Origin of the sequence: Streptomyces doebereineriae (assembly GCF_031845645.1) — a bacterium.
Lineage (GTDB): Bacteria > Actinomycetota > Actinomycetes > Streptomycetales > Streptomycetaceae > Streptomyces > Streptomyces canus.
Genome location: NZ_JAVREZ010000028.1, coordinates 39,849 through 60,052, shown reverse-complemented (window position 1 = coordinate 60,052; position 20,204 = coordinate 39,849). Strand labels below are relative to the sequence as shown.

18 protein-coding genes are annotated in these 20,204 nt (G+C 70.6%); 9 read left to right on the top strand and 9 right to left on the bottom strand.

The genetic code is table 11. The features are described 5' to 3' along the window. Nucleotides 1-79: 79 nt before the first annotated feature. Both RNB18_RS46015 and RNB18_RS46010 read left to right on the top strand, forming a co-directional pair. Entirely contained in the window at nt 80-472 is a 393-nt protein-coding gene (locus tag RNB18_RS46015) for a nitroreductase/quinone reductase family protein (protein WP_311720126.1), read from the top strand. A gap of 69 nt (nt 473-541) precedes the next feature. Continuing rightward, nucleotides 542-1,366 (top strand): helix-turn-helix transcriptional regulator, encoded by an 825-nt coding sequence (locus RNB18_RS46010; RefSeq protein WP_311720125.1) that lies wholly within the window; start codon nt 542-544, stop codon nt 1,364-1,366. 20 nt (nt 1,367-1,386) lie between these two features. On the opposite strand, the gene RNB18_RS46005 is transcribed toward RNB18_RS46010, so the two are convergent. Continuing rightward, a complete protein-coding gene (locus RNB18_RS46005) occupies nt 1,387-1,773 on the bottom strand; it encodes a VOC family protein (protein ID WP_311720124.1) in 387 nt (128 codons plus the stop codon). 63 nt (nt 1,774-1,836) lie between these two features. Here RNB18_RS46005 and RNB18_RS46000 point away from each other — a divergent pair, with 63 nt between their 5' ends. From RNB18_RS46000 to RNB18_RS45980, 5 genes are all read left to right on the top strand, one after another. Beyond that, nucleotides 1,837-2,808: a helix-turn-helix transcriptional regulator gene (locus tag RNB18_RS46000; RefSeq protein ID WP_311720123.1), complete on the top strand. Its 972-nt coding sequence runs from the start codon at nt 1,837-1,839 to the stop codon at nt 2,806-2,808. Nucleotides 2,809-2,949: 141 nt separating this feature from the next. Next, nucleotides 2,950-4,227, top strand: coding sequence for an MFS transporter (locus RNB18_RS45995; protein ID WP_311720122.1), 1,278 nt, complete (start codon nt 2,950-2,952; stop codon nt 4,225-4,227). A gap of 263 nt (nt 4,228-4,490) precedes the next feature. Then, nucleotides 4,491-5,357 carry a helix-turn-helix transcriptional regulator gene (locus tag RNB18_RS45990; RefSeq protein ID WP_311720121.1) on the top strand — a complete coding sequence of 289 codons (867 nt, stop codon included), beginning with the start codon at nt 4,491-4,493 and terminating at the stop codon, nt 5,355-5,357. Further along, nucleotides 5,354-6,298: an NADP-dependent oxidoreductase gene (locus RNB18_RS45985; protein WP_311720120.1), complete on the top strand. Its 945-nt coding sequence runs from the start codon at nt 5,354-5,356 to the stop codon at nt 6,296-6,298. The genes RNB18_RS45990 and RNB18_RS45985 overlap by 4 nt, the downstream gene beginning before the upstream one ends. A 36-nt stretch (nt 6,299-6,334) precedes the next feature. After that, on the top strand, nt 6,335-6,835 hold the full coding sequence (locus tag RNB18_RS45980; protein ID WP_311720119.1) for a cupin domain-containing protein: 501 nt from the start codon (nt 6,335-6,337) through the stop codon (nt 6,833-6,835). A gap of 87 nt (nt 6,836-6,922) precedes the next feature. Here RNB18_RS45980 and RNB18_RS45975 read toward each other — a convergent pair whose 3' ends face one another. From RNB18_RS45975 to RNB18_RS45945, 7 genes are all read right to left on the bottom strand, one after another. After that, on the bottom strand, nt 6,923-7,459 hold the full coding sequence (locus RNB18_RS45975) for a DUF3455 domain-containing protein (RefSeq protein WP_266517940.1): 537 nt from the start codon (nt 7,457-7,459) through the stop codon (nt 6,923-6,925). Between the two features lie 133 nt (nt 7,460-7,592). Continuing rightward, nucleotides 7,593-9,026 (bottom strand): aldehyde dehydrogenase family protein, encoded by a 1,434-nt coding sequence (locus RNB18_RS45970; protein ID WP_394817779.1) that lies wholly within the window; start codon nt 9,024-9,026, stop codon nt 7,593-7,595. Nucleotides 9,027-9,046: 20 nt separating this feature from the next. Then, on the bottom strand, nt 9,047-10,780 hold the full coding sequence (locus RNB18_RS45965; protein WP_311720117.1) for an N-acyl-D-amino-acid deacylase family protein: 1,734 nt from the start codon (nt 10,778-10,780) through the stop codon (nt 9,047-9,049). Nucleotides 10,781-10,794: 14 nt separating this feature from the next. Then, nucleotides 10,795-11,913, bottom strand: coding sequence for an LLM class flavin-dependent oxidoreductase (locus RNB18_RS45960; RefSeq protein WP_079072332.1), 1,119 nt, complete (start codon nt 11,911-11,913; stop codon nt 10,795-10,797). A 117-nt stretch (nt 11,914-12,030) separates the two neighbouring features. After that, complete coding sequence (locus RNB18_RS45955; RefSeq protein ID WP_311720116.1) at nt 12,031-12,801, bottom strand: SDR family NAD(P)-dependent oxidoreductase; 771 nt, start codon at nt 12,799-12,801, stop codon at nt 12,031-12,033. 11 nt (nt 12,802-12,812) lie between these two features. Then, nucleotides 12,813-13,727, bottom strand: a complete 915-nt coding sequence (locus RNB18_RS45950) for an LLM class F420-dependent oxidoreductase (protein WP_311720115.1) — start codon at nt 13,725-13,727, stop codon at nt 12,813-12,815. Continuing rightward, entirely contained in the window at nt 13,727-14,968 is a 1,242-nt protein-coding gene (locus RNB18_RS45945) for an amidohydrolase family protein (protein WP_311720114.1), read from the bottom strand. The genes RNB18_RS45950 and RNB18_RS45945 overlap by 1 nt, the downstream gene beginning before the upstream one ends. Nucleotides 14,969-15,167: 199 nt before the next feature. Between RNB18_RS45945 and RNB18_RS45940 the strand changes: the two genes are divergently transcribed. Together RNB18_RS45940 and RNB18_RS45935 are read left to right on the top strand one after the other, a co-directional pair. Beyond that, nucleotides 15,168-18,149 carry an AfsR/SARP family transcriptional regulator gene (locus RNB18_RS45940; RefSeq protein ID WP_311720113.1) on the top strand — a complete coding sequence of 994 codons (2,982 nt, stop codon included), beginning with the start codon at nt 15,168-15,170 and terminating at the stop codon, nt 18,147-18,149. A gap of 200 nt (nt 18,150-18,349) precedes the next feature. Beyond that, entirely contained in the window at nt 18,350-18,538 is a 189-nt protein-coding gene (locus tag RNB18_RS45935) for a hypothetical protein (protein ID WP_062044456.1), read from the top strand. A gap of 86 nt (nt 18,539-18,624) precedes the next feature. Here the strand turns inward: RNB18_RS45935 and RNB18_RS45930 are convergent, their stop codons facing one another. Then, nucleotides 18,625-20,175: a FadD3 family acyl-CoA ligase gene (locus RNB18_RS45930; RefSeq protein ID WP_311720112.1), complete on the bottom strand. Its 1,551-nt coding sequence runs from the start codon at nt 20,173-20,175 to the stop codon at nt 18,625-18,627. Nucleotides 20,176-20,204 lie beyond the last annotated feature (29 nt).

The window sequence follows — 20,204 nt, the reverse complement described above, 5'->3', positions numbered from 1 at the left end:
CGCACCCTGAGATCATCGAGGCCGTCGGTCAGGTTACGGAAGACCGGAGAGAAGACCAGAGACAGGAGTCTCACCACCCATGTCCCGCAACGCCGAGCGCAAGTACCGCGCAGCCACAGCCCTTCAGCGACGCTTCAACCCGCTCATGCGCCGACTGCCGCTCCAGACCGTCCTGGAGACCACCGGCCGCACCTCGGGCCTGCCCCGCAGAACCCCGGTGGGCGGCAAGCGGGTCGGCGGATCCTTCTGGCTGGTCTCCGAGTTCGGCGAGCGTTCGCAGTACGTCCGCAACATCAAGGCGGATCCGCGGGTGCGGGTGCGCATCCGGGGGCGGTGGCACGCCGGGACCGCCCATCTCATGCCGGACGACGACACCGCCGTACGACTGCGCTCGCTGCCACGGATGAACAGCGCGGCGGTACGGGCCATAGGGGCCGGTCAGTTGACCGTACGGGTGGATCTGGACCAGTGAAGAGATACGGTGAATTCGCCGACCGGACATCCCTCGGCATGTGTCTCGTTCGCGGAGGATGAGAGAAGGATGGACCGGGCGCTGCTGGCCGACTTTCTCCGCGCGCGCCGGGAGGTGCTGCAGCCGGAGGACGTCGGGCTTCCCCGCGGTCCGCGGCGTCGTACCGGGGGGCTGCGGCGCGAGGAGGTCGCCGCACTGGCCGGCATGTCGGTCGACTACTACAGCCGGATCGAGCAGCAGCGCGGCCCGATGCCGTCCGAGCAGGTGCTCGCCGGGCTCGCCCGGGGACTGCACCTCAGCCTGAGCGAGCGGGACCACCTCTTCGAACTCGCCGGGCACTCGGCACCGCGACGGCAGCTGCGCGACGACCACGTCAGCCCCACCATGATGCGCATCGTCGAACGGCTCGCGGACACACCGGCATTGGTGATGTCACGGTTCAACGAGACGCTGCTGCAGAATCAGCCGGCGGTCGCCCTGCTGGGCGACTACACCCGCTTCAGCGGCATGTCCCGCTACCTGGTCTACCGCTGGTTCACCGACCCCGCGCAACGCGACCTCTATCCCATCGAGGACCACGACCTACGAGGCAGGGTCTTCACCTCGGAGATCCGGGCGGCGTACACGGCGGACCCGCAGGGAACCGCCGGCGAGATCGTCGCCGCGCTGCTGGAGGTCAGCCCCGAGTTCACCGAGGTCTGGCGGTTGCACGAGGTGGACGTCACCCACCACAACGACCTCAAGCGCTACCGGCATCCCGAGCTGGGTGAACTGGAGCTGTACTGCCAGCGCCTCGTCGACCCCGACCAGGCCCAGGAACTCCTGGTCTTCTCCGCCACACCCGGCACACCCAGCTACGAAAAGCTCCAACTCCTGTCCGCCGTGAGGGACTAGGCCGTGTCTCTCCGATCTGTTCAGACCAGGGTGGATATGCAGAACGGGTGGCCTGCGGGGTCCAGCAGGACCCGCCACCGGTCGGGGTCCGGCTGGAACTCGGGCTTGACGGCCCCCAGGGCCAGCAGCCGGGCCTGCGCGGCCTCCAAGTCATCGACGCCCAGGTCGATGTGGGCCTGCTTTTCCTGGGAAGCAGCCGGCCAGGTGGGACGGCGGTAGTCGGCCAGCCGGTTGAACCCGAGTCCGGCCGCGCCCTCCTGGCCGAGGAGGACGAAGTCGTCGGTGGAGAAGACGACGGGCAGACCGAGGGCCTCGCCGTAGAAGCGGGCCAGTTCGGCGGGGTCCGGGCAGTCGAAGGTGACGGCCGAGTAGCGGAACGTGGGTGCGGAGGTGTTTTCCGTGGTCATGAAGAGGACCCTAGGCCGGGACCAGGACAGATTCGGTCCTGGTCATGTGGAACACTTTGGAACGTGATCAGCGCATCCGCCCGCCTGCTGCGACTGGTCTCCTTGCTTGCCGCCAAGCCGTCGTGGACCTGCGGCGAGCTGGCCGACCGGATGGCGGTCACCGACCGCACGGTGCGGCGGGACATCGCCAAGCTCCGGGAACTCGGCTACGCCATCGAGTCCGACCCGGGACCATGGGGCGGTTACCGTCTCCGCGCCGGAGCCCGGACGCCGCCGCTGATCCTCGATGACGAAGAAGCACTCGCCGTTGCTGTCGGACTGCGCGAGGCCGCGCTCAGCGGTGCTCTCGGCGGCGACCAGGCCGCGCTGTCGGCGCTGCTGAAACTGCAGCAGGTTCTGCCCCAGCGCATCGCGGACCGGCTGACCGAGATGGACGACGCCTTCGTACACACCCCCAGACCCGACGAGCCGCAGATCACGCCCGGCATGCTGCTGGAACTGGCCGCCGCGTGCCGTCGAGGCGAGCGTGCCCAACTGTCGTACCGCGACTGGGAAGGAAAAGCCACGGTCCGGGACATCGACCCGTACCGCCTCGTTCACACCGGACGCCGCTGGTACTTCGTCGCCCGGGACGTGACGCGGGATCAATGGCGAACCTTCCGGGCCGACAGGGTCGACCGACTGCAGCCAACCGGGCACGCGGTGGAACTCATCGACCCACCCGACCCGGCGCTGCTCGTCTCCCGCTCCGTCGCCACCGGCCCCTACCCTCTCTCTGCCACGATCCGTCTCCCGGTGTCCATGAACCAAGCCCTGCGGCTGATTCCTGCGACGGTCGGCACCCACCGTGCCGAAAGCCCCGACACCACGATCGTCGACATCGGCGGTCCCGACGCGGACGGGCTCGCCAGGTACCTCCTCAGCCTGGCCACGCCCCTACGAGTCCTCTCACCGGACGCTGTCCGGCAGGCCCTGCTACGCCGTACCCAGGAACTCTTCGAGGACAACGCGAACGGTCAGTCCACGCCGGGCTGAAGCACCTCCCAAAACCGATTGCAGTCCGGCCCGGGCCCTGACTACGGTTCGCGCATGTCTGTTACGCCCCGTGTCTCTTAGCTCGGACACCAGCTTCGACGTCACCCTTGTGCCCTTGAGCTGTTACGGAGCGTAACTCCATTGAATACTCTTCGCGGTCCCGGCCTGTTCCGGAACCGGGACTTCTCGCTGCTGCTGAGCGGCCAGTTGGTCTCTGCTGTCGGTGACCAGGCTCATTTCATGGCCCTGCCGCTGATCGTGCTGGCCCTCACCGGGTCGGCCACCCAAGCCGGCTTCGTACTCGGCCTCGGTACCCTTTCGTTCCTGGTGTTCGGTCTGATCGCCGGCGCCTTGGTCGACCGGTGGGACCGTAAGGCCACCATGATCTGGTGTGAGCTCGGCCGGGCCGTGCTCACCGCCGGCGTCGCCGTCGCGCTGTGGCTGAACAGGCTCACCATGCCCCAGCTGTATGCGACAGCGGTGCTTGTCGGGATCCTGAGCACTCTCTTCCAGGTGGCGAACACAGCGGCGTTGCCCAACGTGGTCGGTCCGCGCCAGTTGTCCGCCGCGCTCGGCTACTCGCAGTCCGCCGCCGGCGCGGTGGGCATCTTCGGAGCCTCGCTCTCCGGTGCGCTCTACGCCGTCGGCCGGACCGTGCCGTTCGCCGTCAACGCGGTTTCCTTCGCGGTGTCCGCGGCGTCGCTGCGTTTGATGCGTGCTCGATTCCAAGTGGACCGGCAGGACGTGCGGACGACGTCCCGACTCACCACCGAGATCCGAGAGGGGCTCGGCTGGCTCTGGCGTCAGCCGGTCATCCGCTTCCTCACCCTGGTCTCGGCCGCTGACAAGGTACGTTACGGCGCCGGGTACCTGTTGATCATCACTCTCGCCCGGCAGGTGGGTGCCTCGCCGCTGTGGATCGGCGTCATCTTCAGCGGCGCGGCGGTCGGTGCCATGGCGGGGGCGCTGGTCTCGGACAGGGCGACGCGACGCTTCCCGCTGGGCCGGATCGCCGTGGTGATGCTTTGGTTGGAGGCATTGATGTTCCCGCTGTACGCGCTCGCGCCCAACCCGCTGCTGCTGGCAGCGGTCGCGGCCGCCGAGTCGCTGGTGGCTCCCATCTATGCCGTGGCCATGACCACCCACCAGCTGGCCATCACCCCCGATGAGCTGCGAGGCCGGGCCACGAGCGCGGTCTCCACGCTCACCACGGGAGCCTTGTCGATCGGCACACTCGCGGGCGGCGCCCTGATCACCACACTGGGTGCCAAGCCGCTGGTCTGGCTCTGCGGAGCATGGCTGCTCGTCCTGGCCCTCCTCACCACGGCCAACCGGGCCGTGCGGCAAGCACCGCCGGCGGGCGCGCTTCCACAGCAACAGGCCACCAGCGCGGCCGAGACCGCCGACATGACTGGCTGACACCCAGCGCCACGGCCACCGTTGATCGTCAGTGGGCGGAAGAGCACTGACCTTTCAGCGGTGGCCGCTGCAGCGTCAGCCTGCGGAGAAGTCCTCACATGAAAGATCGCCAGGCGCACCTTGCCTGATGCGGCACTGGTTGTATGAGTCATCTCCACCTGCACCGCTCGGTCTGCCACGGACAACTTGTCCGTGGATAAGTGAGGCCTTCATCCGGGTTCTGATCAACGCCACGCTTGATCAGTCGAACACGGGAGGCTGAGATGAACCGGGCGCTGCTGGCCGACTTTCTCCGGGCACGTCGGGAGGTACTGCAGCCGGATGACGTCGGGCTTCCCCGGGGGCCGCGGCGTCGTACCGGGGGGCTGCGGCGCGAGGAAGTGGCCGCACTGGCCGGCATGTCGGTCGACTACTACAGCCGGATCGAGCAGCAGCGCGGCCCGATGCCATCGGAGCGAGTGCTCGCCGGGCTCGCCCGGGGACTGCACCTCAGCCTGAGCGAGCGCGACCACCTCTTCGAACTCGCCGGGCACTCGGCACCGCAACGGGTCCTGCGCGAGGACCACGTCGGCCCCACCATGATGCGCATCGTCGAACGGCTCGCGGACACACCGGCGTTGGTGATGTCCCGGTTCGGTGAGGCGCTGCTGCAGACCCGTCCCGCGGTCGCCCTGCTGGGCGACTACACCCGCTTCAGCGGACTGTCCCGCTACCTGGTCTACCGCTGGTTCACCGACCCGGCGCAACGCGCGCTCTACCCCGTCGAGGACCACGCCTTGCGGGGCAGGGTCTTCACCGTGGAGATCCGGGCGGTGCACACGGCGGAGCCCATGGGCAGGGCCGGCGAGATCGTCGCCGCACTGCTGGCGGTCAGCCCGGAATTCACCGAGGTCTGGAAGTTGCACGAGGTGGACGTCACCCACCACAACGACCTCAAGCGCTACCGCCATCCCGAGCTGGGCGAACTGGAGCTGTACTGCCAGCGCCTCGTCGACCCCGACCAGGCCCAGGAACTCCTGGTCTTCTCCGCCACACCCGGCTCACCCAGCTACGAAAAGCTCCAACTCCTGCCCGCCGTGGGCGCTCAGACATCGCATGACCCAAAAGTGCTTCGAAGGGACTTCCCATGAAGGCAGTACGTTTCCACGAGTACGGCGACCCGAGCGTCCTGCGTTACGAGGACGTCGAGCAACCCGTACCCGGCGCCGGGCAGGTTCTGATCCGGGTCGCCGCGACGTCGTTCAACGGTGTCGACGGCAACATCCGCGGGGGCTTCATGCAGGGCCCCATCCCGGTGACGTTGCCGCACACTCCCGGCATCGACGTCTCCGGCACGATCGACGCGCCGGGTGAGGGCGTGGCCGGCCTCGAGGTCGGCGATCAGGTCGTCGGCTTCCTGCCGATGGCGGGCACCGGCGCGGCCGCCGAGTACGTGGTGGCCCCGGCCGAGATTCTGACGCCGGCGCCCCGGAGCATCCCGCTGCCCGACGCCGCCGCGCTGCCGCTGGTGGGTCTCACGGCCTGGCAGGCGCTGTTCGATCACGCGAAGCTGGCGCCGGGGCAGCGCGTGCTCATCAACGGTGCGGGCGGCGCGGTAGGCGGCTACGCCGTGCAGCTGGCCAAGAACGCCGGCGCGTACGTGATCGCCACGGCCGGCCCGCGCAGCAGCGAGCACGTCGAGACGGCGGGTGCCGACGAGGTCGTCGACCACACCGCCACCGAGGTGACCGCGGCGGTGACCGAGCAGGTCGACGTCGTGCTCAACCTCGCGCCGATCGACCCGGCGCGGCTGACCGCGCTGCTCACCATGATCCGTTCCGGTGGAGTGCTGGTGAACACCACGGTGTGGATGCCCGCGCCCAGCGACGAGCCGCGCGGTGTGCGCGGCATCGACCTGTTCGTCAACAGCGACGCCGAACAGCTGTCGCGGCTGGTGGCGCTGGTCGACTCCGGCGAGCTGCGCGTCGACGTGGCGCAGCGGGTGCCGCTGGCGGAGCTGCCGGCAGTCCACACCCGGGCCGCCACGGGCGAGCTGCACGGCAAGGTCGTCATCGTCGCGCCCGGCACCTGATCCTCACCCGACCGGCCATTGAAGGAGTCGACCCAGATGATCCCCGACGACGACCCGTCCCGCTCACTGACCGTGGCGGACCCCGACGATCCCGGCACGACGTACATCTCTCTGGTGGGCAACACGTACGCCATGCTGGTCACCGGCGAGCAGACCGACGGCCGGTACTGCCTGATCGACATGCGCGTCCCCGACGGCGGCGGCCCGCCGCCGCACCGGCACGACTTCGAGGAGATGTTCACCGTCCTCGAGGGCGAGATCGAGTTCACTTTCCGCGGCGAGAAGCACACCGTGCGGGCCGGGTCCACGGTCAACATCCCGGCCAACGCCCCGCACAACTTCCGCAACGCTTCGGGTGCGCCGGCCCGCATGCTGTGCATGTGCACCCCCGCCGGCCAGGACGAGTACTTCACGCGCATCGGCGATGTCGTCGCGGGCAAGGACGCGCCGCCACCCCACCTGTCGGAGAACGAGCTCGCGGAGCGCCGCCGCCGCGCGGCCGAGTTGGCCCCGACCTACCGGAGCGAGTTCCTGTGAGTGGCAGGAGCACATGAGCAGTCGGTGCGGCGGCGGCCCCCGCGCCGGCGGAAAGCCGCCGCCGCACCGCTCAGAGAGTCACGTGTGTCACTTCGCCGGCTTGTAGAAGGCGTACGTCGCGGTGTACGCCACGCTCACCTGGTCCGTGCCGGTGCAGGCGGCGGCCGGGGCGACGCCGCCGGTGGTGTTGAGGCGCTGTATGTAGGAGACGCCCGCGAAGACGCCCGCGCCCCGGGTGGCGGTGGCCTGGAGCAGGAGCTCGGGGATGGTGCCGGTCTTGGGGGAGCTGGCGATCGCCGCGGCGTTCACCGCGCTGCCGTCCACCGTGGAGACCCAGACGGGGCCACGGGAGTGCAGGGCGACCGTGCGGCCTCTCCTGTCCGACAGGGTGGCGGCCGGCTCCAGGAGCTTCCAGGCACCGTCGGTGCAGGTGTAGGTCTGCACGCCCCGGGCCGGGTAGACGCCCGTCAGCTTGTTGCCGTCGGGCACCTTGAGGGCCGCGGGGGCCTTCACGGGCTTCGGCGCCGCGTCGGCGGGGGCCGCGTTACCGGCGGTCGTCCCCAGGAAGGCGGTCGCGGCGGCGAGGGCCGCGGTGGTCAGGGCGAGACGCTTGGTGAGCTTCAAGTCGGTTCTCCGGAAGGGTTCTTGACTGGTTTTCAGTACAGCGACATCGATGTCGCCGCCCCCGGTCCGGGACTCTACGGGCCCGCCCGAGGGTTACCGGCCAGTTGGCCGAACCCCGTCCCGAGAAGCCGCCTCACCCCGGCCAGACGATCGACTGCACCTCGCTGTAGGCGTGCAGCGCGTACGACCCGCAGTCCCGTCCGACCCCGCTGCTGCGGAAGCCTCCGAACGGTGCCTCCATGTTGCGGCCGACCGTGTTGACCCCGACTCCCCCGGCCCGTAGTCGCCGTGCCACCCGGAAGGCGCGGGCCACGTCCGCCGACCAGACGTAGTCGATGAGGCCGTAGTCGCTGTCGTTGGCGAGCGCGATGCCCTCCTCCTCGTCGTCGAAGGGCGTCACGGTGACGACCGGGCCGAAGATCTCCTCGCGGACCACCCGCAGCTCCGGGCCGCAGTCGGCGAGGAGGGTGGGGGCGACGTAGAAACCCCGGTCCAGGGCGGGCCGTTCACCGCCCACGATGACGGAAGCGCCTTCCTTGCGGCCGAGTTCGACGTACGACTCCACCCGCTCCCGGTGCGCCGCCGAGATCACCGGCCCGACGACCGTCCCGGCCTCCCGGGGGTCGCCCACCTTCAACCTGCCTGCGTATCCGGCCAGTTGCTCGACAAGCCGCTCGTAGACCCCCCGCTGCACCAGCACCCGCGTCGGTGCCGTGCAGATCTGTCCGCTGTAGAAGGAGAAGGTGGTCCCGATCCCGGCCACGGCCGATCCGAGATCCGCGTCCTCGAAGACGACCGCCGCTCCCTTCCCGCCCAGCTCCATCAACTGCCGTTTCATGGACCGCCCGCACACCTCGCCGATGCGCTGTCCGACGGCCGTGGAGCCGGTGAAGCTGACCATGTCGACGTCCGGCGAGTCGACCGCGGCCTCACCGACCTTCACGGAACGGCCGCTCACCACGTTCACGCCCCCGCGCGGCACCCCGGCGGCCTCCAGCGCCTCCGCCATGCGGTAGACGGAGAGGGGGTCCTGCGGGGCGGGCTTCACGACCACCGTGTTGCCCATGGCGAGGGCGGGGGCGATCTTGCCCGCCGGGTTCGCCCAGGGGTTGTTGTACGACGTGATGCAGGTGACGACCCCGACGGGCTGCCGGACGGCCAGCGCGCCCATCACCGCGGCCTTCCCCATCGGCCCGGCCTCGTTGACCTGCGGCGGGATCGCCCACTCGGCGGGCTCGACCTGCGCGTACCGCCGGAAGCGGGCGGCGGCGACGCCGACCTGCATCGCGCGGGCCGTGGCGGTGGTCGCCCCGGTCTCGGCCTGGGCGAGTTCGGCGTACGGCACCAGGCGGGCGCGCATGAGGTCGGAGGCGCGGGCGAGGATCGCCGCCCGCTCCCCCGCCGGCGTGCGTGACCACGGCCCGAAGGCCTCGCGGGCCGCGGCACAGGCCGCGCGCACCTGATCCCGCGAGGCCTCCGGAGCCCACCCGACGGTCTCCTCGGTGGCCGGATCGACCACCGCGTAGTGCCCGCCGTCCGGCACCACCCACTCACCGCCGACGAACAGCCGTTGCTCCTCCGGAGAACTCACCTGGTGCTCACCGTCCGCGTGTCCCGTCCGGACCGCAGCACCCGGCCCGGTACGGCCCCGCTCACCACGTCGTCCCGGATCGCCTCGACCCCGTTGACCCATACGGCCCGTATCCCGATCGCCTTGGCGTCCAGCCGTGGACTGTCACCCGGCAGGTCGTGCACCAGGGTGGCCGTGCCCGCGGCGATCCGTTCCGGGTCGAAGAGCACGAGGTCCGCATGGAAGCCCTCCTCGATCCGCCCGCGCTGCCGCAGGCCGAACAGCTGGGCCGGGTCGTCGGTGAGCATCTTCACGGCCTGCTCCAACGACGTCAGCCGCCGCCCGCGCAGACAGTCCCCGATGAAACGGGTCGTGTACGGCGCCCCGCACATCCGGTCCAGATGCGCGCCCGCGTCGGACCCGCCCAGCAACACGTCCTCGTGCTGCCAGGCCTCGGCACGCATCGCCCAGGACGCCGGGTCGTTGTCGGTGGGCATGGGCCACAGGACCGTACGCAACGAGTCGGCCGCGCAGATCTCGACCAGCGCGGCGAACGGCTCCTGCCCGCGCTCGGCCGCGATGTCCTCCACGACCCGCCCACTGAGCCCACGGTTCGTCTCGCTGTAGGTGTCGCCGATGACGTACCGCCCGAAGTTGGTCAGCCGCCGGAAGACCCCGGCCTCCTTGGACTGGGACTGCCTGAGCAGTTCCTTCTGTATGTCGGGGTCGCGCAGCTTCTCGATCCGCTCGGGGACGGGCAGTCCGAGCACCGGTCCCCAGCCGGGGATCAGGTTCAGTGCGCAGAAGGTGCCCAGGGACATGTTCATCGGGGTGAGGATCGGCATGGTCAGCGCCACCACCCGGCCGCCCGCCTTGCGGGCCTGCTCGCTCGCGAACAGCTGCCTCGGCACCCGCTCCGGCACGGCCGAGTCGATGGTCAGCACGTTCCAGTTCAACGGCCGCCCGGCCGCCGCGCTCATCTCCACGAACAGTTCGATCTCGGCATCGCTGAACTGATCGAGACACCCGGCGACGATCGCCTCGATCTGCGTCCCCTCGTGCTCCCCGACGGCCCGCGACAGGGCCAGCAGCTCGGCGGGCAGCGCGTGCCGGGACGCCACGGGCTTTCCGTCCCCGTCGGAGTGCGTGGACGACTGAGTGGTGGAGAAACCCCAGGCGCCGGCGTCCATGGCCTCGTGGAACAGCCGCAGCATCTCGGCGAGTTGCTCCTCGGACGGCTGGCCCCCGATGGCGTCCGGCCCCATGACATACCGCCGCAGCGCGCAATGGCCCACCATGAAGCCGGCGTTGACCGCGATCCGGCCTTCGAGAGCGTCCAGGTACTCGCCGAAGGAGTGCCAGCTCCAGGGTGCCCCCTCCTCCAGGGCGACCAGCGACATCCCCTCGACCTTGGACATCATCCGGCGGGTGTAGTCGGCGTCGTCCGGGCGGGCCGGGTGCAGAGGCGCCAGCGTGAAGCCGCAGTTCCCGGCGGCGACCGTGGTGACCCCGTGGTTGAGCGAGGGGGTCGCGTACGGGTCCCAGAACAGCTGGGCGTCGTAGTGCGTGTGCGGATCGACGAACCCGGGAGCGAGGACGAGCCCTGAGGCGTCCTCGCTGCTGCGGGCCTCCTCGGCGACACCCCGGCCGATCACGGCGATACGACCGTCCCGGATGCCGACGTCGGCGGTGAAGGCGGGCGCACCGGTCCCGTCGACAACGGTCGCACCCTTGATGACGTGATCGAGCATGGAACCGAGCCCCCTTATGCGGATTCGCGGAATCGGGTCGTCCGGTGCACCGGATCCGTGTCGATCTTCGGGATCACGTGCTCCCCGATGAGCCGGATCGTCTGCAGCGTCTCCTCCTTCGGCACCCCCACCGGCAGCCCGAAGCTCAGCTGGTCCGCCCCGGCCTGCTCCCACCGCTTGCACTGCCGGACCACCTCGTCCGGGTCCCCGCAGATCAGCAGCTCCTCCTCGATGAGCACCTCCACGAACTCCGCGGTGTACTCGGGCAGCGTCTCCGGCCACACCGGGAACCCCTCGGGCCGCGGGAAGGTGTCGTGGTACCGGAACACCAGGGACGGCAGATAGTGCAGCCCCCCGTTCACGGCGATCTCGATCGCCTCGGCGTGCGTCGGCGCGCAGATGGCCGTCGTCGTCACCATCACGTTGTCGTTGACGAAGTCCCCGATCGGCTCGGCGTCGACCACCGCCGTCTTGTACTGCTCGAGGACCCACTCCATGTCGGAGACCTTCTGCACGCTGAAGCCCAGCACTCCGAGCCCCTTGCGCGCGGCCATGGCGTACGACGGCGGCGACCCGGCCGCGTACCACATCGCGGGGTGCGACTTCCCGTACGGCTTCGGCAGCACCTTCCGCGGCGGCAGCTGCCAGTGCTTGCCCTGGAAGCCGGTGTACTCGTCCTGGAGCCACATCTTGGGGAACTCCGCGATGGTCTCTTCCCAGATCTCCTTGGTGTAGTTCATGTCGGTCACGCCCGGTATGAACCCGAGGATCTCGTGCGACCCCGCCCCGCGCCCGCTGCCGAACTCGAAGCGGTTCTCGGTGAGATGGTCGAGCATGGCCACCTTCTCGGCGACCTTCACGGGGTGATTGACCTGGGCGAGCGGGTTGAAGATCCCGGAGCCGAGATGGATCCGCTCGGTCGCGTGCGCGAGGTACCCGAGGAACACGTCGTTGGCGGAGAGGTGCGAGTACTCCTCCAGGAAGTGGTGCTCGGACGCCCAGGCGTACTTGAAGCCGGACCGGTCCGCCTGGATGACGTACTCGGTCTCCTCCATCAGCGCCTTGTGCTCGGCCAGCGGGTCGGTCTCGGCACGCTTGCCCACGTATCCCTGTACAAAGAGCCCGAATTCCAAGGAGGTTCACCGTCCCCAGTCTGTCTCTGACACTCCTGTTTCTGACACTCCGTCAGATTTCTGATCCGCCGCCGACTGTGGCACCGGGCGCATACACCGTCAATAGCTGACGGGTGGTCAGATGACGGAGACCCCGGCGAGCCACCCGCCGTCGATCACGAACGGCTGGCCGGTGATGTACGAGGAGTCGGCGGAGGTCAGGAAGAGCGCAAGCGCCGCCACCTCCTCCGGCCGCCCGATCCGGCCCAGCGGGACGACCTTGCGGTAGAACCGGTCGAGCCCCCGGGAAGCCTCCTCGCCGTCCGCCGACGGGTCCAGGACCGCGGGGTTGGACATGGCGGTGTCCACGGCACCCGGGCACATGGCGTTGACCCGGATACCGCGCGGTGCCAGCTCCAGCGCGGCGACCCGGGTGAGCCCGAGGATCGCGTGCTTGGAGGCCGCGTAGGCGCCCACGCCCGCCATCCCGGTCACCCCGGTATAGGAGGCGGTGTTGACGATCGTGCCGCCGTCGGACAGCACGGGCGCCACGGTCCTGATGCCGAGGAAGCAGCCGACCTGGTTGACGTTCACGATCTGCATGAACTCGTCGAGGGGTGTGTCGAGAAGGGAGTTGAAGCGCAGGATGCCGGCGTTGTTGACGAGCCCGTCGACCCGGCCGTACTCCTCGACGACGGCCTGTGCCGCCCGCCGCCAGTCGGACTCCTGACTCACGTCCAGGTGGATGTACAGCGCCCCGATCTCCTCGGCGAGCGCCTTCCCCTGCTCGTCCAGCACATCGCCCACGACGACCTCGGCGCCCTCCTCCCGGAACAACCGGGCCTCCTGCTCGCCCTGTCCACGCGCCGCGCCGGTGACGAGGACGACACGTCCGTCCAGCTTGCCCATGCGGTGACTCCTCAGAGGTGGGGGCCTATGTCGGCGCCGAACGCCGCGATCTGGTCGATGAGTTCGGCACGGCCGCGGCTGCGGAAGCGCACCTGGATCTGGTCCACGCCCATCGCGCGGTAGGCGCGCAGGGACTCGGCGAGTGCGTCGGGCGCGCCGCTGAGCGTCCGGCAGCCGACGTCCCACGTGGACGTGCCGACGTAGAGCGGCTCGGCGATGGCCCCGACGCTGAACGGCCCTTCGATGCCCGCCTCCGCCCGCAGCCGCCGTATCCGGTCGATCTGTGCGGGCAGCCGGTCCCGGGGGTCCCCCTGGGGCAGCCACCCGTCACCCTTGAGCGCGGCCCGGCGTACGGCGGCCGGAGAGGACCCACCGACCCACACCGGTACGCGGGACTGCGCGGGCCGTGGACGCTGGCCGAGGCCCTCGAAGTCGTAGAGCTTGCCGTGGTGTTCGGGGAACTCCTCGGGCCCCAGGGCCTTTCGCAGCGCGTCGATCGACTCGTCGAGAACGGGCCCGCGCCCCGCGAAGTCGACCCCGAGCGCCTCGAACTCCTCCTGCACATGTCCCGCGCCGACACCGAGGATCAGCCGGCCGCCGCTCAGATGGTCGAGGGTGGCGTACTGCTTGGCGGTGAGCAGGGGGTGCCGCAGCCCGACCACCGCCACATGGCTCAGCAGCCGCACCCGTTCGGTCAGGCCCGCCAGGAAGGCGAGGGTGGCGACCGGGTCGTACCAGACCGTGCTCATCGCGGGAGCGAGACGGCGCGGTACGGCCACGTGGTCGCAGGCCGCGATGTACGCGAACCCGGCGCGGTCGGCGGCCCCGGCCACCTCGGCGAGGTCTTCAGGCCCGGCGCCGGCCTCCCAGGGCTCGGCGTAGATGGTGCTCTGGGACTGGACGGGGAGCTGGATGCCGTACTCCATCACTTCGGGCCGCCCCAGAGTCCGTCCGGGGTGAGACCGAGCAGGTCGATGGCGTTGCCGCGGACGATCCGCTCCACCACGTCGGCGTCCAGGTGCCCCATCTGGGCTTCCCCGACCTCCCTCGACTTGGGCCACGTCGAGTCGGAGTGGGGGTAGTCGGTCTCGTACAGCACGTTCCCGACACCGATCGCGTCGAGGTTCTTCAGGCCGAACGCGTCGTCGAAGAAGCAGCCGTAGACGTGCTCGGTGAAGATCTCGGACGGCGGGCGGTGGACCTTGTCGGCGACGCCGCCCCAGCCGCGGTTCTCCTCCCAGACCACGTCGGCGCGCTCCAGGATGTAGGGGATCCAGCCGATCTGGCCTTCCGCGTACATGACCTTGAGGTTCGGGAAGCGCTCGAACTTGCCGCTCATCAGCCAGTCGACCATCGAGAAGCAGCAGTTGGCGAAGGTGATCGTGGAGCCGACGGCGGGCGGGGCGTCGGCGGAGGTGGAGGGCATACGGCTGCTGGAGCCGATGTGCATCGAGATGACCGTGCCGGTCTCGTCGCAGGCGGCGAGGAAGGGGTCCCAGTCGTCGGAGTGGACGGAGGGCAGGCCCAGGTGGGGGGGTATCTCGGAGAAGGCGACGGCGCGGACCCCGCGGGCGGCGTTCCGCCGTACCTCCGCCGCCGCCAGTTCGGCGTCCCACAGTGGGATGAGGGTGAGCGGTATGAGCCGGCCCTGCGCGTCGGGGCCGCACCACTCCTCCACCATCCAGTCGTTGTAGGCCTGGACGCACAGCAGGCCCAGTTCGTGGTCCTTGGCCTCGGTGAAGGTCTGGCCGCAGAAGCGCGGGAAGGTCGGGAAGCAGACGGCCGACTGGACGTGGTTGACGTCCATGTCGGCGAGGCGCTGCGGGACGTCGTAGGAGCCGGGGCGCATCTGTTCGTAAGTGATGACCTCCAGCTTGATCTCGTCCCTGCTGTAGCCGACCGCCGTGTCGAGGCGGGTGAGGGGGCGCTGGAGTCCCTCGTACAACCACCAGTCGCCCAGGGGTCCGTCGTCCCCGGGGGCGCCCATCACGGGCTTGAAGCGGCCGCCCAGGAAGCTGATCTCCTTGAGCGGGGCGCGGACGATGCGGGGGCCGGTGTCGAGGTACTTCTTCGGGAGCCGGTTCTGCCAGACGTCGGAGGGCTCCACCGTGTGGTCGTCGACGGAGATGATCTTCGGAAGTGCCGTCGTGGTCTCCATGGCGCTCACGGTAGCGCCGATCTGACGGTCCGTCAGCTGGGCGGACGGCGGCCGATGACGACGGTTCCTGTGCGGAAGTGTGCGGAGAGAGGGTGAGGGCCCTGTGACTTACCGCGCGCCCATCTGTGATCAGCCTCCCCACAGCTGACGCATCCGCCATGGACAAGGCAAACTGACGGGGTTGTCAACAGGCCCTAGGGGGACGGCGATGGACGGTGTACCGCGGGTGCCGGAGCAGAGGCGTCCCGGCTCCTCGGCGGGGGCCGGGGAGGACACGGGCTCCGTGGCGGGGGCCGCGCTGCGCTTCAGTGTGCTCGGGCCGGTGCGGGCCCGGCGTGGTGAGGAGTTGCTGAACACCGGCTCGCCCCAGCAACGTGCCCTGCTCGCCGCCCTGTTGCTGCGTGAGGGCCGTACCGCGACCGCCGCCGAGCTGATCGACGCCCTGTGGGGCGAGGAACCGCCCTCCCAGGCCTTGGCCGCCGTGCGCACGTACGCCTCCCGGCTCCGCAAGATCCTCGACCCCGGGGTCCTGGTCAGCGAGTCCGGCGGGTACGCGATCCGCGGGCTCGGCGAGGACGCGCTCGACCTGGCCGCCGCCCAGGAGCTGGCCACCGAGGCGGAGAAGGCCCGCACCGCCGGGGACCTGTGCCATGCGCGGGACGCTCTGACCCGGGCGCTGGCCCTGTGGGACGGCGAGGTGCTCGCGGGAGTGCCGGGGCCGTACGCCGAGGCACAGCGCGTGCGCCTTCAGGAGTGGCGGCTGCAACTCCTCGAAACCCGCCTGGACATGGACCTGGAGCAGGGCTGCCACGCGGAGGCGGTCTCCGAACTCACCGCCCTCACCGCCGAACACCCCCTGCGCGAACGCCTGCGCGAACTGCTCATGCTGGCCCTGTACCGCTCCGGCCGCCAGGCGGAGGCCCTCGCGGTCTACGCCGACACCCGCCGTCTGCTCGCCGACGAACTCGGCGTCGATCCCCGCCCCGGCCTGCGCGAACTCCAGCAGCGCATCCTCCAGGCCGACCCCGGCCTCGCGGCCCCCACCGCCCCGCAGCCCGAACCGGTCGCCGCCCCCGTCCGGCCCGCACAACTCCCGGCCACCGTCCCGGACTTCACCGGCCGCGCGTCCTTCGTCACCGAACTGAGCCAGGTGCTCGCCTCCGGCTCCGAGGGCCGCGTGATGGCGGTCTCCGCGCTGGCCGGCATCGGCGGCGTCGGCAAGACGACCCTCGCGGTGCACGTGGCCCACCAGGCCCGCCCGGCCTTTCCCGACGGGCAGCTCTACGTCGACCTCCAGGGCGCGGGCTCCCGGGCGGCCGAGCCGGAGACGGTCCTGGGCGCCTTCCTCAGAGCCCTCGGCACCGCCGACTCCGCGATCCCGGACTCCCTTCAGGAGCGGGCCGCCCTGTACCGCTCGGTCCTCGACGGCCGCCGGGTCCTCGTCCTGCTCGACAACGCGCGCGACGCGGCGCAGATACGGCCCCTGCTGCCGGGCACGGAAGGCTGCGCGGCTCTGGTGACCTCCCGGGTCCGCATGGTCGACCTCGCCGGAGCCCACCTGGTCGACCTGGACGTGATGTCCCCCGACGAGGCCCTCCAGCTGTTCACCAAGATCGTCGGCGAGGAACGGGTCGCCTCCGAGCGCAAGGCCGCCCTCGACGTGGTGGCCGCCTGCGGATTCCTCCCGCTCGCCATCCGTATCGCCGCCTCCCGTCTGGCGGCCCGCCGCACCTGGACGGTCTCCGTCCTCGCGGCGAAGCTCGCCGACGAACGCCGCCGCCTCGACGAACTCCAGGCCGGCGACCTCGCGGTGAAGGCCACCTTCGAACTCGGCTACGGCCAGCTGGAGCCCGCCCAGGCCCGCGCCTTCCGCCTGCTGGGCCTCGCCGACGGCCCGGACATCTCGCTGGCCGCGGCCGCCGCGGTGCTGGATCTTCCCGCGGAGGACACCGAGGACCTCCTGGAGGCCCTGGTCGACACTTCCCTGCTGGAATCGGCGGCGCCCGGCCGCTACCGGTTCCACGATCTCGTACGGCTCTACGCGCGTGCGTGCGCCGAGCGGGACGAATGGCCGCCGAGCGAGCGGGAGGCGGCCATGTCCCGGCTCCTGGACTTCTATCTCGCGACCGCGGCGGCCGTGTACGCCATCGAGCGTCCCGGCGACCGGCTGGTGGAGCACCTGGAGGAGATCCGCTACCCCGGGCTGTCCTTCGAGGACCGCCACACCGCCCAGGACTGGCTGTACGCGGAGGCCAACGCCCTGCTCGCCTTCGTCCAGCAGTGCGCGAAGGGGGCCCTGCTGCGACGCGCGGTGGATCTGCTGTGGGTGGCCAAGGACCTGGCCGAGTCGGGGGCCAACTCCAAGCAGTACGAGGTCGCCGCCGTCGCCCTGCGGGACGCGGCCGACGCGGCGGACGACCCGCGCAGCCGCGCGCGTGCGCTCACCACGCTGACCAACGTGCATCTCGTCGCCGGCCGCTTCGAGCAGGCGGACGCGGAAGCCCGGCTGGCCATGGAGCTCGCTCGCGCGGCGGACGACCTGGCGCCCAGTTGCTGGGCCGCCAACGACCGCGGCATCATCGCGCTCTACCAAGGGCGCCACCCCGAGGGCGAGGCGTACCTGAAGGAGGCCATCGAAAGCTTCCGGCTGGACCGGAACCTCGCGGGCGAGGCCAGCGCGCTGTGCAACCTCTCCCGCATCCACCTGGCCATGGGTCAGAGCAACAGCGCCGTGGAACTCGCCCAGCAGGGCATCGTCATCTACGACCGGCTGGGGCACGCGCTGCGCGGCGCGAACGGCCGGTACGCGCTGGGCCTGGCGCTCACCGGGCAGGGGCGCCTGGACGCCGCCGTGGACCGGCTGACGGAGGCGCTCGAGGTCTTCCGTGACAGCCGGCAGCGGCTGTGGGAGGGCATGACGCTCTTCCGGCTCGCCGAGGCGCACCTCGTCGGCCGCCGGCCCACGCAGGCCGCCGCCCTGACCGAGCAGGCCCTGGCCGTACTGCGGGGCATCGGCGGCGAGTGGCGGCGCGGCAACGTCCTCACCGTCCTCGGCCGCGCCCTCAGCGGGCTCGGGCAGCCCGGCAGGGCGGAGGCGTGCTGGCAGGAGGCGCTCGGCATCTTCGAGCAGCTGGGCTCGCCGGAGGCGGCCGACGTACGGCGCCTGCTCACCCCGTCGGCCACCGTGTAGGGCGCCCGGCGGACCGGCGTTCATCGTTCGTTTATCGCCGCACGGCACGCTCATGGTGTCGATCCGTCGCGTCGGGGGGCAGACGGGTCAGCGGTGGTCTCCATCGCTAGGGTTACCGACCCTGACATGCCCGTCCGGCGACCCTCGGGGGAGTCGCCGGGCGGGCATCGCCCATCACACAAACGGGAGAGTCACCACCCATGAGTGCAACCGAGAAGCAGGACGGCACGGTCAAGCCGCTCGACAACCACGCCACGGGGACCGAGGACGAGGTCAAGCCGCTCGACAACCACGCCACCGGCGCCGAGAAGGTCGTCACCCTGGCCGCCGACACGACGGACGGCACGGTCAAGCCGCTCGACAACCACGCCACGGACGAGAAGGCCTGACAAGGACTTTTCCTCGCACGGGGATCGGCCGCGGCGGCGCGGAGGGGGAGCCGTCGCGGCCGAGGCATGTCCGGGGGCCGGCCCGCTCAGGTCCGGCGCAGCTCCCCCTTCACCACCTTCCCGCTCGCGTTCCGCGGCAGCGTCGTCACGAACTCCACGGTCCTGGGCACCTTGTAGTTCGCCATCTCCCGGCGGGCCCAGGCGATGAGGTCGTCGGCGGTGAGGACCGAGCCCGGGCGGCGGACCACATACGCCCTGCCGACCTCGCCGAGCCGTGCGTCGGGCACACCGACGACCGCCACGTCGGCCACCGCCGGGTGCAGCCCGAGCAGTTGCTCTATCTCCGCCGGGTAGGCGTTGAAGCCGCCCACGATGAACATGTCCTTCAGCCGGTCGGTGATCCGCAGGTTGCCCGTCGCGTCCAGGACGCCGATGTCACCGGTGCGCAGCCAGCCGTCCTCCGTCACGGCTTCCGCGGTGGCCGCCTCGTCCTCGTAGTAGCCGCGCATCACGTTGAAGCCGCGGACCAGGACCTCGCCGGGCTCGCCGGCCGGCGCCTCCACCCGCACCTCCGTCCCGGGGATGGCCCGCCCGGACGTCGACGCGATCACCGGCAGCGGGTCGCCGCGCCGGCACATCGTCACGATGCCGCTCGCCTCCGAGAGGCCGTACGCGGTCAGGACCGTCTCCACGCCCAGTTCGCCGTGCAGTTGCTCGACCAGACGCAACGGCACCACCGCCGCGCCCGTCACCACCAGGCGCAGCGCGGACAGGTCGTAGGAGGACCGTGCCGGATGGTCGAGGAGCGACTGGTGGAGGGTCGGCGGGCCCGGCAGCACCGAGACCCGTTCCGCCGCGATGTTCGCCAGAACGGTGTCGACGTCGAACACCGGCTGCGGGATCATCGTCGCCCCGCGCATCAGACAGGCGATGACCCCGGCCTTGTAGCCGAAGGTGTGGAAGAAGGGGTTCACGATCAGGTAGCGGTCGCCCTGCCGCAGCCCGGCCAGTTCGCACCAGACGTCATACGCCCGCAGGGTCTGCTCGTGGGTGATCACCGCGCCCTTGGGGCGGCCGGTGGTCCCGGAGGTGAAGACGATGTCCGAGGGCCAGGACCCTTCGACCGCCGAGGCCCTGGCCCGTACCTCGGCCCGACCGACCCCGTCCCCGCTCGCCAGGAAGTCCTTCCAGGTACGGAAGTCCGCCGGGGCGTCGTCCGACAGCACCACCACCTGTTCCAGCTCCGGCAGCGCCGGGCCCTCCGCGACCGCCCGGCGCAGGGACGCCACGTACGACGTGCCCAGGAAGGTGCCGGTCACGAACAGCAGCCGGGTCCCGCTCCGGCGCAGCACATCCGCCGCCTCGGCGCCCTTGAAGCGGGTGTTGAGGGGCACCAGGACCGCGCCCGCCGACACCGCGCCCAGCGCGGAGACCATCCAGTCCAGGGAGTTGGGGGCCCAGACGGCCACCCGGTCGCCCGGCCGCACGCCGTTCGCGATGCACGCGGCCGCCGCCCGCTCCACGCGGGCGCCCAACTCGCCGTACGTGACCCGGTTCCGGCCCTCCACGACCGCCTCCGCGGCGCCGTAGCGCTGCGCGGCCCGGGAGACCAGCTCCGGGATGCTCCGCCACTCCATGTCGGCCTCCCCGAAAGCGGAAACACATT

Coding starts and splice junctions, on each gene's coding strand:
- RNB18_RS46015 (WP_311720126.1), top strand. CDS start 80: ATGTCCCGCAACGCCGAGCGCAAGTACCGCGCAGCCACAGCCCTTCAG.
- RNB18_RS46010 (WP_311720125.1), top strand. CDS start 542: ATGGACCGGGCGCTGCTGGCCGACTTTCTCCGCGCGCGCCGGGAGGTG.
- RNB18_RS46005 (WP_311720124.1), bottom strand. CDS start 1,773: ATGACCACGGAAAACACCTCCGCACCCACGTTCCGCTACTCGGCCGTC.
- RNB18_RS45990 (WP_311720121.1), top strand. CDS start 4,491: ATGAACCGGGCGCTGCTGGCCGACTTTCTCCGGGCACGTCGGGAGGTA.
- RNB18_RS45985 (WP_311720120.1), top strand. CDS start 5,354: ATGAAGGCAGTACGTTTCCACGAGTACGGCGACCCGAGCGTCCTGCGT.
- RNB18_RS45980 (WP_311720119.1), top strand. CDS start 6,335: ATGATCCCCGACGACGACCCGTCCCGCTCACTGACCGTGGCGGACCCC.
- RNB18_RS45965 (WP_311720117.1), bottom strand. CDS start 10,780: ATGCTCGATCACGTCATCAAGGGTGCGACCGTTGTCGACGGGACCGGT.
- RNB18_RS45955 (WP_311720116.1), bottom strand. CDS start 12,801: ATGGGCAAGCTGGACGGACGTGTCGTCCTCGTCACCGGCGCGGCGCGT.
- RNB18_RS45950 (WP_311720115.1), bottom strand. CDS start 13,727: ATGGAGTACGGCATCCAGCTCCCCGTCCAGTCCCAGAGCACCATCTAC.
- RNB18_RS45940 (WP_311720113.1), top strand. CDS start 15,168: ATGGACGGTGTACCGCGGGTGCCGGAGCAGAGGCGTCCCGGCTCCTCG.
- RNB18_RS45935 (WP_062044456.1), top strand. CDS start 18,350: ATGAGTGCAACCGAGAAGCAGGACGGCACGGTCAAGCCGCTCGACAAC.
- RNB18_RS45930 (WP_311720112.1), bottom strand. CDS start 20,175: ATGGAGTGGCGGAGCATCCCGGAGCTGGTCTCCCGGGCCGCGCAGCGC.